The sequence below is a fragment of the Nocardioides sp. PD653-B2 genome (assembly GCF_002117935.1).
GTDB lineage: Bacteria > Actinomycetota > Actinomycetes > Propionibacteriales > Nocardioidaceae > Nocardioides.
In genome coordinates this window covers 129,852-142,444 of sequence record NZ_BDJE01000017.1, presented here as the reverse complement: position 1 = coordinate 142,444, position 12,593 = coordinate 129,852, and the positions used below count along the sequence as shown (strand labels likewise).

The 12,593-nt window shown below is 69.3% G+C and carries 9 protein-coding genes; 1 reads left to right on the top strand and 8 read right to left on the bottom strand.

The features are described 5' to 3' along the window. Positions 1-3 precede the first annotated feature (3 nt). The 6 genes from PD653B2_RS08710 to PD653B2_RS08685 all read right to left on the bottom strand — a co-directional run bounded on the left by PD653B2_RS08710 (position 4) and on the right by PD653B2_RS08685 (position 7,936). Positions 4-1,020, bottom strand: coding sequence for an ABC transporter permease (locus PD653B2_RS08710; protein ID WP_085871943.1), 1,017 nt, complete (start codon positions 1,018-1,020; stop codon positions 4-6). Between the two features lie 115 nt (positions 1,021-1,135). After that, complete coding sequence (locus PD653B2_RS08705; RefSeq protein ID WP_085871942.1) at positions 1,136-2,905, bottom strand: ABC transporter substrate-binding protein; 1,770 nt, start codon at positions 2,903-2,905, stop codon at positions 1,136-1,138. A 79-nt stretch (positions 2,906-2,984) separates the two neighbouring features. After that, entirely contained in the window at positions 2,985-3,983 is a 999-nt protein-coding gene (locus PD653B2_RS08700; RefSeq protein ID WP_085871941.1) for an ABC transporter permease, read from the bottom strand. 161 nt (positions 3,984-4,144) lie between these two features. Next, a complete protein-coding gene (gene aspS / locus PD653B2_RS08695; RefSeq protein WP_085871940.1) occupies positions 4,145-5,917 on the bottom strand; it encodes an aspartate--tRNA ligase in 1,773 nt (590 codons plus the stop codon). Next, positions 5,914-7,263, bottom strand: coding sequence for a histidine--tRNA ligase (gene hisS / locus PD653B2_RS08690; RefSeq protein ID WP_085871939.1), 1,350 nt, complete (start codon positions 7,261-7,263; stop codon positions 5,914-5,916). The genes aspS and hisS overlap by 4 nt, the downstream gene beginning before the upstream one ends. Position 7,264: 1 nt before the next feature. After that, positions 7,265-7,936 carry an MBL fold metallo-hydrolase gene (locus tag PD653B2_RS08685; RefSeq protein WP_085871938.1) on the bottom strand — a complete coding sequence of 224 codons (672 nt, stop codon included), beginning with the start codon at positions 7,934-7,936 and terminating at the stop codon, positions 7,265-7,267. A gap of 127 nt (positions 7,937-8,063) precedes the next feature. Here PD653B2_RS08685 and PD653B2_RS08680 point away from each other — a divergent pair, with 127 nt between their 5' ends. Next, positions 8,064-9,314, top strand: coding sequence for a DUF349 domain-containing protein (locus tag PD653B2_RS08680; protein WP_207559377.1), 1,251 nt, complete (start codon positions 8,064-8,066; stop codon positions 9,312-9,314). Positions 9,315-9,339: 25 nt separating this feature from the next. Here the strand turns inward: PD653B2_RS08680 and PD653B2_RS08675 are convergent, their stop codons facing one another. Further along, complete coding sequence (locus PD653B2_RS08675; RefSeq protein ID WP_085871936.1) at positions 9,340-10,215, bottom strand: collagen-like protein; 876 nt, start codon at positions 10,213-10,215, stop codon at positions 9,340-9,342. Between the two features lie 70 nt (positions 10,216-10,285). After that, a complete protein-coding gene (locus tag PD653B2_RS08670; RefSeq protein ID WP_085872065.1) occupies positions 10,286-12,514 on the bottom strand; it encodes a RelA/SpoT family protein in 2,229 nt (742 codons plus the stop codon). Positions 12,515-12,593: the final 79 nt, after the last annotated feature.

The window sequence follows — 12,593 nt, the reverse complement described above, 5'->3', positions numbered from 1 at the left end:
CGCTCAGTCCAGCCGGACGCGTGGGTCGATGTAGGCGTAGAGCACATCCACGACGATGTTGGCCAGGATCACGAACGCGCCGGCCAGGAGCAGCAGGCCGATCAGCACGGGCAGGTCGTACGAGACGTTAGCGCGCAGCGCCAACGCACCCAGGCCGTGGTAGCTGAAGACCGTCTCGGTGATGATCGCTCCACCGAGCAGGCTCGCGAGGTCGAGACCGATCATCGTGACCAGCGGGGTGAGGGCGGCGCGCAGCGCATGCTTGAAGAGCACCTTGCGTGGCGCCAGGCCCTTGGCCGTAGCGGTCCGGATGTAGTCCTCCGAGAGTGACTCGAGCACGAAGGCTCGCGTGATCCGGACGTAGCCGGCCAGGTAGAAGAGGGCGAGCGTCGTCGCGGGGAGGAGCAGGTTGACGAACCACTCCCCCACGCCGCCGTCGGCGATCGTGACGTACTGCGGGAACGGCAGCAGCTGCCACTTGATGGCGACGTACTTGAGCAGGAAGATCCCGATGAAGAACGTGGGGAACGCATAGACGACCAGGGTGGCACCGACGATGCCGCGGTCGATCCAGGTCCCCTTCCTCACCGCGGCTATCAGCCCGAACAAGACTCCGAAGAGGACCCAGAGGAACACCGCCACCATCGCCAGCGAGATCGAGACGGGCGCCGCCTCGGCGATCAGGGAGTTGACGGTCTTGGCGTTGACCTGCGAGAAGCCGAAGCAGGGCGCCGGGCAGTGCGTGACGATCTCGGGCGACTCCCGCTGCAGCTCCGGGTCGTCCGGGTAGTCGCGGCCGACCACGACACCCTGGAGGAAGTCGGTCCACTGGACGACGGTCGGCTTGTCGTAACCGAGCGCCTTCTCGGTGGTGGCGCGCTTCTCGGGCGTGCAGTTCTTGCCGCACGCGAACCGGGTGACGTCGACGCCGGAGGAGAAGAAGAGGACGAACGTCAGGAGACTCAGAGCGAGCAGCAGGATGATGCCGATGATCGCTCGGCGCACGAGATAGGCAAGCAAGGCCGGTTCTGCCTTCTGGTCGGGGGTTTGGGCGCGAGGCCCGGTGGAGGGGTGGGAGCCCGGCGAACCGGACTCCCACCCCTGCTAGGTCTGGTGAACCAGGTCTAGCAGTTGATCACTGAGTGACGCCGATCGGACCGAGGTCCGGGTACGACGACGAGGCGGCATCGGTCATGAAGTTGGTGATGCCCGAGCCGTAGAGCCAGTAGAACGTGCTGGTGTCCAGCGGGATGTACGCGACGTCGTTCGCGAGCACCGTGTCGGCCTGGGTGAGCAGGTCGTTCTGGGTGTCGATGTCGGGCGCCGTGGCGGCCTGGTCGACGAGGCTCTCGAATTCATCGCTCTGGTAGTAGCCGTAGTCCTGGCCCAGGTTCGTCACGTTGCCGTTGGCGTCGGTGGCGAAGTTCTGGCGGCTGTCGAACAGCGGCGGCAGGACCGTCATCGCCGACGGCCAGTCAGCACCCCAGCCGGCCCAGACGACATCGCTGTCCTTGTCGGGCTGGTTGATGACGTCGTAGTACGTGTCGGCCAGCGGGTCCAGGGTGACCTGGAAACCGGCCTTCTCCCAGCCTTCCTTGAGGATGGCCGCGGTCTTGTCCTGGGTCTCGGACTGACCGTAGGTGTACTTGATCGGGTACGGCAGGTCGACGCCGGCCTCCTCGAGGAGCGCCTTCGCGGCGTCGGGGTCACCCTCGTTCGAGCCGGAGAACATCTCCTGCTCGGTGTAGCCCGGCAGGCCCGGGTTGATGATCGACTCGGCAGGGACGCCGGCCTTCTCGCCACCCTCGGCCTTGATGTAGCCGTCCACGTTGGTCGCGATGGCCAGAGCCTGGCGGACCTTCGGGTCCGTCAGCGTCTTCTGGTTCGGCACCAGGTAGTTGGTGTACGGCGACTCGACGGTCGCGGTGCGGTCCGCGACCGGGCCCTCGATCTGGCTGAAGTACGCCGGGGGGATCCGAGCGGCGGTCACGGCGTTCTTGTCGTCGCCGGCGTCGGCCACGAGGCGGTCCAGGATCGGCTCCGGCGCCGTGTAGAGCTCGTAGTTGATCTGGTCCGGGTTGGCCTGGCGGAGCAGGTCCGGGCTGTCGGTCGCGGGGTCGTAGTTCTCGTTGCGAACGAACGTCGCGCCCTTGTTGACGTCCCAGGTGCCGCCGTCGACCTTGTACGGGCCGTTGGACATGACGACCCACTTGGAGCGGTCACCCTTGTCGATCGACTCCTTGTAGGGGTCGGTCGCCATCAGCGACGCCACCGAGAGCGGGAAGTCCGGCCACGGCTTGTTGAAGTTGTAGGTGATGGTCTTGCCATCACACGTGACCGCCTTGTCGAACAGCTCCTGGCCGTCGCCGCGGTACGGGCCCTTGTACATCGAGCCGCCCTTGGGGTCGGCCGGGATGTCGAGGTAGCCCTTGATGTAGAAGCCGGCGCCGCCGGTCAGGACGTCGTCGGCGAACGCACGCGAAGCGCCGTACTTGAAGTCCTCACACGTGATGTCGGAGCCGTCCTCCCACTTGATCCCGTCCTTCAGCGTGAAGGACCAGACCTTGCCGCCCTCGGTCGAGGTGCCGGTGTCGGTGGCGAGGTCGGGGACCGGGGTGTTCGCCACGTCGGGGTCGTTGTCGAAGGGGAACGCCACGAGCGAGCGGTACAGCGTCCGGCGGAAGTTCGCCAGCTCGACGCCGTAGTAGATCCGCTGGGGGTCGGTGCTCTCGAACGGGAAGTGCTGCAGGTACTGGAGAGTGCCGCCCTTGGCGCTGGCCTCGCCATCGCCGGTGCTACCGCCACTGGGGGGGTTGTCAGATCCGCCGCCGCACGCCGCGAGGACAGCAGCCGTCATGGCTGCGACCGCACTGAGGGCGACCATCCGCTTTCGCATCTTGGCCATTCGTTACTTCTCCTTGAATGTGTGTCGCGCCGAATCGGCGGCACTTTCGGCGACGAGGTTGCCGCCGAAGACTGGTTGGTTAGCGATCACCCTTGGGGTCGAGGGCGTCACGCAGGCCGTCACCGAGCAGGTTGAACGAGACGACGATGAGGGCGATCATGAACGCCGGCGCGAAGAAGTACAGGAAGTCTCCGCTGGCGTACTGGATCGAGTCCTTCAGGACATTGCCGAGGGTCGGTGTCGGCGGCCGGACGCTGACGCCCAGGTAGGCCAGCGCGGCCTCCGCCGAGATGAAGGCCGGCATGTAGAGCGTGAAGGTGACGAGCACCGGGGCCCACAGGTTGGGGAGCAGCTCCTTGAACCAGATCCGGCGTCGGCTGGCGCCGAAGAGCCGCGCCGCGTCGACGAACTCCCGCTCGCGCAGGGACAGGACCTGACCGCGGATCAGGCGAGCGGTGCCGGTCCAGCCGAACAGGCCGAGGACGAGGACGACGAACATGCCCTGGGCGAGCGCTCCGTCGGGCACGTGGAGCTGCTCGGTGAGAATCGCCAGGCCCACCGGCGCGGCGGCGAGCAGGAGCAGCGTCTGCGGGAAGGCGAGGACCAGGTCGATGACGCGGCCGATGATCGCGTCGGTCCAGCCACCGGCGAAGCCGGCGATGATGCCGAGCGCGACACCGACGAAGACCGCGATGAACGCGGCAGCGAGCGAGACGGCCAGCGAGTAGGTGATGCCGAGCCAGATCCGGCTCAGCACGTCGCGGCCGACGCCGGGCTCGACACCCAGGGGGTGCGTCCAGCTGATCCCCCAGAAGTCTCCGGCAGGGAGCGTGTTGGCGTTGAGCAGGTCCTGGTTGGCGGTCTGCGGATCGAGGACGCCGAACATCACCAGGAACGGGGCCGCGATGCCGGCCGAGATGTAGACGACCACGACGACGAGTGCCACCCACGACTTCTTGTCCTTGCGGAACCGCGCGAACGCCAGGGCCGTCGGGGAGTTGCTCGTGATCGCGGTGGGTCCCGCACCCTTCGGGTCGGGAGTCCGTTCCTCGAGCTGGTTCGCCGGAGTGACGGTCATGGCACCTCTGTCTGGTCGGATCTGTGCCGCATCGCTACCTCACACGGGTCGCCGGAATGCGGTGGTCGGCAACCGCAGTGACTCTATGTGACGCCGGCACAACAACGGGTCTTCGACTTGTAACGATCTGATCTCGACGCCGAAGCGTTACATCCGTCGGATCAGGCATCCGGCGGGACGGTCTTCGGCGCCGGTGCATCCACACCGGCTTCCTTGCGCTGCTCGGGGGTGATCGGCGCAGGAGCTGCGGTGAGCGGATCGAAACCACCTCCCGACTTCGGGAACGCGATGACCTCCCGGATCGAGTCGGTGCCGGCCAGCAGCGCGACGATCCGGTCCCAGCCGAAGGCGATGCCGCCGTGGGGTGGTGCGCCGTACTTGAACGCGTCCAGGAGGAAGCCGAACTTCTCCTGTGCCTCGTCCTCGGCGATGCCCATGACGGCGAACACCCGCTTCTGGATGTCCTCGCGGTGGATACGGATCGACCCACCGCCGATCTCGTTGCCGTTGCAGACGATGTCGTAGGCCCAGGCCAGGGCGTTGCCCGGGTCCTGGTCGAAGGTGTCGAGGTCCTTCGGGCTCGTGAACGCGTGGTGCACGGCCGTCCAGGCGCTGGAGCCGAGGGCGACGTCGCCCGAGGCGGTGGCCTCGGCCGCCGGCTCGAACAAGGGAGCGTCCACGATCCACAGGAAGCTCCACGCGCTCTCGTCGATCAGGCCACCACGGCGGCCGATCTCGAGGCGGGCGGCGCCGAGCAGGGCGCGGCTGGACTTCACCGGGCCTGCCGCGAAGAAGATGCAGTCACCCGGCTGGGCACCGACGTGGGCGGCCAGGCCGGCCTTCTCCTCCTCGGTGAGGTTCTTGGCGACCGGTCCGCCGAGCTCGCCGTCCTCCTGGACCAGCACGTAGGCCAGGCCCTTGGCGCCGCGCTGCTTGGCCCACTCCTGCCAGGCGTCCAGCTGCTTGCGGGGCTGGCTCGCTCCCCCGGGCATGACCACGGCACCGACGTACGGCGCCTGGAATACCCGGAAGGGGGTGTCCTTGAAGTAGTCGGTGCACTCGACGAGCTCGAGGCCCATCCGCAGGTCCGGCTTGTCGGAGCCGTAGCGGGCCATCGACTCGGCGTAGGTCATCCGCGGGAGCGGCGTGGGCACGTCGTACCCGACGAGCTTCCACAGCGCGACCAGGATCTCCTCGGCCACCGCCAGGACGTCCTCCTGCTCGACGAAGCTCATCTCGATGTCGAGCTGGGTGAACTCGGGCTGGCGGTCGGCGCGGAAGTCCTCGTCGCGGTAGCAGCGCGCGATCTGGAAGTAGCGCTCCATGCCGGCGACCATCAGCAGCTGCTTGAAGAGCTGCGGGCTCTGCGGCAGGGCGTACCAGCTGCCCGGCCGGAGCCGCGCGGGCACCAGGAAGTCGCGGGCGCCCTCAGGGGTGGAGCGCGTCAGCGTCGGCGTCTCGATCTCGACGAAGTCGTGGCTGTCGAGGACGTCGCGCGCGGCCTTGTTGACCTTGCTGCGCAGGCGCAGGGCGTGGTTGGGACCGGTCCGGCGCAGGTCGAGGTAGCGGTGCTTGAGCCGCGCCTCCTCCCCCACGTCGATGTGGTCACTGATCGGGAACGGCAGCGGCGCGGACGCGCTGAGCACCTCGACGTCGCTGGCGACGACCTCGATCGCACCGGTCTCGAGGTTCGGGTTCTCGTTGCCCTCCTTGCGCGCGGTCACCACTCCGGTGACCTTGAGGCAGTACTCGGCGCGCAGTGCGTGCGCCACCTCCTCGTCGCGGATCACGACCTGGACGACTCCACTGGCCTCCCGGAGGTCGATGAACGCCACGCCGCCGTGGTCGCGCCGGTTGGCAACCCAACCGGCGAGGGTGACGGTCTGGCCGACGTGCTCGGCGCGCAGTGCGCCGGCGTCCTGGGTGCGGATCACGGTGTTGTCTCCTGGTTGCTGATCACCTGCGGTCGCAGGTCGTGCTCGGGCGGGGTCCACGCGGCCGGGTCTGCAGCCACCTGGTCCCCCGATCGGATGTCCTTGATCTCGTGCCCCCCGTCGGCGTTGGTGAACCACACGTAGGGGATGCCCCGCCGCTCGGCGTAGCGGATCTGCTTGCCGAACTTCTGCGCGTTGGCCACGACCTCGCAGGGGATGTCGCGCGCACGCAGCGCGCTGGCGATCGTGTTGCTCTCGGCGCGCGACTCCTCGTCGACGACGGCCACGAGCACGACGCTCGGGACTTTGCGCGACGCGGTCAGGCCGGTGCGGGCGAGCAGCGGTACGACGACCCTGCTCACGCCGAGCGAGATCCCGACGCCCGGGTACGTCGTCCTGCCGTCGGTCGCCAGGGCGTCGTAGCGACCGCCCGAGCAGATCGACCCCATCGACTCGTAGCCGTCGAGCCGGGTCTCGAAGACGGTGCCGGTGTAGTAGTCGAGACCGCGCGCGATGGAGAGGTCGGCCTCGACCCGCACCCGCTCGGTGACCAGGTCGGCGCAGGCGCTGACCAGCTCGGCCAGCTCGGTCAGGCCCTCGTCGAGCAGCTCGTGCTCGACGCCGAGGGCTCGCACCTCCTCGACGAAGGAGTCGTCGGCCGCGCGGATCGTGGCGAGGGACAGCACCTGGTCGGCGGTCTTCTCCTCGAGGCCCGCCTCCGCGACGAGCAGGTCGCGAACCTTGTCGACGGGGAGCTTGTCGAGCTTGTCCACGACCCGCATCACCTCGTCGGTGTCGTCGACCCCCAGGCCGGCGTAGAAGCCCTGGATCAGCTTGCGGTTGTTGACCTGGACCCGGAAGCCCGGCAGGAAGTCGAGGCGGGTCAGCGCGTCGACCATGACGCGGGTGACCTCGACGTCGTGGTGGAACGGCAGCTCGTCGCGCCCGATGATGTCGATGTCGGCCTGGGTGAACTCGCGGAAACGGCCCTCCTGCGGCCGCTCACCCCGCCAGGCCTTCTGGATCTGGTAGCGCCGGAACGGGAACTCCAGCTTGCCGGCGTTCTCCAGCACGTAGCGCGCGAAGGGCACGGTGAGGTCGAAGTGCAGCCCGATGCCGGCGTGGCCCTCGGCCGACTCCTCGTGCAGGCGGCGCAGGAGGTAGACCTCCTTGGACGTGTCGCCCTTGCGGAGCAGCTGGTCGAGCGGTTCGACGGCGCGGGTCTCGACCCCGGCGAAGCCGTGCAGCTCGAAGGTGTGACGCAGCGTGTCGATCACCTGCTGCTCGACGAAGCGTTGCTCGGGCAGCAGCTCGGGGAACCCGCTCAGCGGGGTCGGCTTGGCCATGTCACAGATCCTGGAGGTAGGGATTGGTGGCGCGCTCGCGGCCGATGGACGTCTGCTCCCCGTGTCCGGGGAGCACGACGATGTCGTCGGGCAGCGGCAGCACCTTGTCGGCGAGGCTGCGCAGCATCGTCGGATGGTCGCCACCGGGGAGGTCGGTGCGCCCGATCGAGCCCGCGAAGAGCAGGTCGCCCGAGAACATCACCTCGGAGATGTCGTCGCGAGCGTACGGCGAGCGGAAGGTCACCGAGCCCTGGGTGTGGCCGGGCGTGTGGTCGACCACGAACCGCAGGCCGGCGAGCTCGAGCTCCTGGAGGTCCGCGAGCTCCTGGACGTCGTCCGGCTCGGCGAACTGGTAGTCGCCGCCGAGCAGCATCTGGCTCGTCTCCCGCGACATGCCGGCCATCGGGTCGGCCAGCAGGTGCCGGTCGCTCGGGTGGATCCACGCGGTGGCGTCGTAGGTCCCGGCGACCGGGGCCACGCACCACATGTGGTCGATGTGGCCGTGGGTCACGAGCACGGCGACCGGCTTCAGCCGGTGCTCGCGGACGACCTCGGCGACGCCGTCGGCGGCGTCCTTGCCGGGGTCGATGACGACACACTCGCTGCCGGGGCCCGTTGCGGCCACGTAGCAGTTCGTGCCCCACGGGCCCGCGGGGAAACCGGCTATCAACACCCCGGCAGACTATCGAGCCGACCGGGCGGCGGTCTCATCGGTGCTGGCCCGCGCGCGCAGCGGAGTCCCTCGACTTGACTAGCATGGTGGCCTGCGTCCCGACGGGGACCGGGTGAGGTCGAGGCCGATGATCGAGCGGAGTGCACCAGTGACGAGTCATCAGTGGGGTCGAGTCGACGACGACGGGACCGTCTACGTGAAGACCGCCGACGGCGAACGTCCCGTGGGCCAGTACCCGGAGGGCACGCCCGAGGAGGCGCTGACGTTCTTCACCGAGCGGTACGCCGCGCTCGCGTTCGAGGTCGAGCTGCTGGAGCAGCGGATCAAGTCCGGCGTGCTGTCCCCGGAGGAGGCGACCGCCTCCGTCCGCACCGTCCTGACGCAGGTGGCCGAGGCCAACGCCGTCGGCGACCTGGCCTCGCTCACCGCCCGGCTGGAGGCGCTCGGTCCGGTCGTCGAGACCCAGCGCGAGGCGCGCAAGGCCGAGCGGGCGCTGCGCACGGCGGAGTCCAAGGCCAGCAAGGAGAAGATCGTCGGCGAGGCCGAGAAGCTCGCCGAGGGCTCCGACTGGCGCAACGGCGCCAACCGGATGCGCGAACTGCTCGACGAGTGGAAGGCGCTCCCCCGCATCGACCGCGCCTCGGACGACGCCCTCTGGCGCCGGTTCTCGACGGCGCGCACGGCCTACACCCGGCGCCGCAAGTCGCACTTCTCCGAGCAGCACGAGAAGCGGGACGCCGCCCGCGCCGTCAAGGAGCGGCTGGCCACCGAGGCCGAGGAGCTCGCCGGGTCCACCGACTGGGGCCCGACCGCGGGCCGCTACCGCGACCTGATGCGCGACTGGAAGGCCGCCGGCCCGGCGCCGCGCGAGGTCGACGAGGCGCTCTGGAAGCGCTTCCGCGGGGCCCAGGACGCGTTCTTCGGCGCCCGGGACGCGGCGGCGGCCGAGCAGGACCAGGAGTTCGCCGCCAACGCCCAGGTCAAGGAGGGGATCCTGGCCGAGGCCGAGGCGCTGCTGCCCGTCACCGACCTCGAGGCCGCGAAGAGGGCCTTCCGCGACATCGCCGACCGCTGGGACGCCGCCGGCAAGGTCCCCCGCGACCGGATGAAGGAGCTCGAGGGCCGGATCCGCAAGGTCGAGCAGGAGATCCGCGGCGTCGAGGAGGACCAGTGGAAGCGGTCCGACCCCGAGAAGTCCGCCCGCGCCGACGACATGGTCTCCAAGCTCGAGGCGGCCATCGCCGACGTCCAGGCCGACCTGGAGAAGGCCCGGGCCGCGGGGAACGAGAAGAAGGTGAAGGAGCTCGAGGAGAACCTCGCCTCCCGCCAGTCGTTCCTCGAGATGGCGAAGCGGGCCAGCGCGGACTTCTCCGGCTGACCCGCACCGCTCCGGGTTCAGCAGCTCAGCAGCGGTGGGCCGCCAGCTTCTGCATCGTGCGGCTGAACGACGTGTTCGCGCCCCGGCAGGGTGGGATCGTCGGGAAGCCGGGGTCGGCGATCACCGCGCCGCCCATCCGGTAGACCTCGACCCGGGCGAGGGCGAGCGGCTCGCAGTCCGTGTCGCAGGGGGTGGCGACGTCACTCGCGTAGAACACCGGCAGCTCGAGGTCGTCGCCCGCCTCCACGGAGACCGACAGCGTGGTCGAGCAGAGCGGCGCGTACGTCGCGACGCACGCCTTCAGGACTGCGTCCGGGTTGAAGGCGTCGGAGTCGCCGGGGTCGCCGGGGTCGCCGACGAACAGGATCGGGAACGGGCCGCTCGTGTCGAGGAAGAGCGCCTGGGTGCTGATGAGGTAGTTGCCCGGACCGCTCAGCGTCAGCGTGTCCCCGCTGGCGCTCGACAGCTCGCTGAGGCCCTCGCCGTTGGCCGCCGAGTAGCCGTCGGCGCCGTAGTACTCGCGGGCGATCAGGCTGCCTTCGCCGGCCGGGCCGGCGGGGCCTCGCGAGCCCCGCTCGCCCGCCGGTCCCGCCGGACCGGTGGCACCCTGCTCGCCGGCCGGACCTGCCGGTCCCGCGGGGCCCGGGGTGACGAGGTCCTCGATCTGCGCCTTGGTCGCAGCGCTCAGGGACTTGTCCCAGTCGACCGCGCCGGGCGCGATCTTGGCGTGGGTGACGCTGTCGTCACGCAGGTCCTTGGCCCTGATGGTGCCGTCCTTGATGTCGTGCGACGTGATCAGCTTGCCGGCCACGGCGCCGGAGGTCGCGCCGACCACGAGGGTCAGGGCGAGGGCGCCGGCGACGAGGACGGCCTTGGCCGAGGGCCGCGAGAAAGGATGCATTCTCGCAACGTAGGCCCGATGCGGAGGGCCATCGGTCGGTTCGGGCCAACCGCCGCTGCGGTCCAGACCGCTACTGCGTGACCCGGTAGGCGTCGAACACGCCGGGCACCGAGCGGACCGCCTTGAGGACCGTGTCGAGGTGCTTGGCCTCGGCCATCTCGAAGGTGAACCGGCTCTTGGCGACGCGGTCCCGCGACGTCGAGAGGTTGGCGCTGAGGATGTCGACGTGCGCGTCCGAGAGCGCCATCGTGATGTCGGAGAGCAGTCGCGCCCGGTCGAGGGCCTCGACCTGGATGTTGACCAGGAAGCTGGACTGGCCGGTCGGCGCCCACTCGACCTCGAGCACCCGTTCGGGCTGGGCCTGCAGGCTGGCGGCGTTGGTGCAGGTCTGCCGGTGCACCGACACGCCCCCACCCTTGGTGACGAACCCGAGGATCGGGTCGGGAGGGACGGGCGTGCAGCACTTCGCCAGCTTCACCCAGACGTCCGGCGCCCCCTTGACGATGACGCCGGAGTCGCCGCCCGGCTGGACGTTCCGGCCCCGGCGCCCGGTGATCGTGACGCCTTCGGCGAGGTCCTCGGCCGCGCCGTCGTCGCCACCGTGCAGGTCGATGACGTGCCGGACGACGGCCTGGGCGCTGAGGTTGTTCTCGCCCACCGCGGCATAGAGGGCGGAGACGTCGGGCAGCTTGAAGTAGACCGCGGCGAGCATCAGTGACTCGTGGGACATCAGCCGCTTGAGCGGCAGCCCCTCCTTGCGCATCAGCTTGGCGATCTGCTCCTTGCCGCGGTCGATCGCCTCCTCGCGCCGCTCCTTGGTGAACCACTGGCGGATCTTAGAGCGGGCCCGGGGCGACTTCACGAACCCGAGCCAGTCGCGCGAGGGTCCGGCGTTCGGGGCCTTCGAGGTGAACACCTCGACGACGTCGCCGTTCTCGAGCTCCGACTCGAGCGGCACCAGGCGGCCGTTCACGCGGGCGCCGATCGTGTGGTGGCCGACCTCCGTGTGCACGGCGTAGGCGAAGTCGACCGGCGTCGCGCCGGTCGGCAGCGCGATCACGTCGCCCCGCGGGGTGAAGACGTAGACCTCGGCCCGGTTGATCTCGAAGCGCAGCGACTCCAGGAACTCACCCGGGTCCTCGACCTCGTTCTGCCAGTCGAGGAGCTGGCGCACCCATGTCATGTCGTCGAGGTCGCCCGCGCGCTCGGTGTCGACGCCGGTGCGGCTGTTCTCCTTGTACTTCCAGTGCGCGGCGACGCCGTACTCGGCGCGGCGGTGCATGGCGAAGGTGCGGATCTGGAGCTCGACCGGCTTGCCCTGCGGGCCCATGACCGTGGTGTGCAGCGACTGGTACATGTTGAACTTCGGCATCGCGACGTAGTCCTTGAACCGCCCGAGCACCGGGTTCCACCGCGAGTGCAGGACACCGAGGACGCTGTAGCAGTCGCGGTCGTCCTCGACGAGGATCCGGATGCCGACCAGGTCGTAGATGTCGGAGAACTCGCGGCCGCCGACGATCATCTTCTGGTAGATCGAGTAGTAGTGCTTCGGCCGCCCGGTGACCGTCGCCTTGACCTTCGCCTCGCGCAGGTCGGCCTCGACCTGGGTGATCACCTCGGCGAGGAACTGGTCGCGCGACGGCGCGCGCTCGGCGACCATCCGCACGATCTCGTCGTAGATCTTGGGGTGCAGGGTCGCGAAGGCGAGGTCCTCCAGCTCCCACTTGATCGTGTTCATGCCGAGCCGGTGGGCCAGCGGGGCGTAGATGTCGAGCGTCTCGCGGGCGACCCGCTCCTGGGTCTCCTGGCGGACGTAGCGCAGGGTCCGCATGTTGTGCAGCCGGTCGGCGAGCTTGATGACGAGCACCCGGATGTCGCGCGACATCGCGACGATCATCTTGCGGATGGTCTCGGCCTGCGCCGAGTCGCCGTACTTGACCTTGTCGAGCTTCGTCACGCCGTCGACGAGCTGGGCGACCTCGTCGCCGAAGTCCTGGCGCACCTGCTCGAGCGTGTACGGCGTGTCCTCGACCGTGTCGTGGAGCAGCGACGCCGCCAGCGTCGACTCGGTCATGCCGATGTCGGCGAGGATCGTGGTGACGGCGAGCGGGTGGGTGATGTAGGGGTCACCGCTCTTGCGCATCTGGCTGCCGTGCATCTTCTCGGCGGTCAGGTAGGCACGCTCGAGGAGCGCCAGGTCCGCCTTCGGGTGGTTGGCCCGGACGGAGCGGAAGAGCGGCTCGAGGACCGGGTTCGCCGTCTGGTTGCGGGTGCCCATCCGGGCCAGCCGGGCCCGCATGCTGCGCGTCGAGGAGGTCGTGACGGGTTCGGAGGCTCGCTGCTCCGGCTCAGCCGGTGCGGTGCGTTCCTCGGTCACT

Coding starts and splice junctions, on each gene's coding strand:
- PD653B2_RS08680 (WP_207559377.1), top strand. CDS start 8,064: ATGATCGAGCGGAGTGCACCAGTGACGAGTCATCAGTGGGGTCGAGTC.
- PD653B2_RS08670 (WP_085872065.1), bottom strand. CDS start 12,514: ATGCGGGCCCGGCTGGCCCGGATGGGCACCCGCAACCAGACGGCGAAC.
- PD653B2_RS08705 (WP_085871942.1), bottom strand. CDS start 2,905: ATGGCCAAGATGCGAAAGCGGATGGTCGCCCTCAGTGCGGTCGCAGCC.
- PD653B2_RS08700 (WP_085871941.1), bottom strand. CDS start 3,983: ATGACCGTCACTCCGGCGAACCAGCTCGAGGAACGGACTCCCGACCCG.
- PD653B2_RS08675 (WP_085871936.1), bottom strand. CDS start 10,215: ATGCATCCTTTCTCGCGGCCCTCGGCCAAGGCCGTCCTCGTCGCCGGC.
- hisS (WP_085871939.1), bottom strand. CDS start 7,263: ATGGCCAAGCCGACCCCGCTGAGCGGGTTCCCCGAGCTGCTGCCCGAG.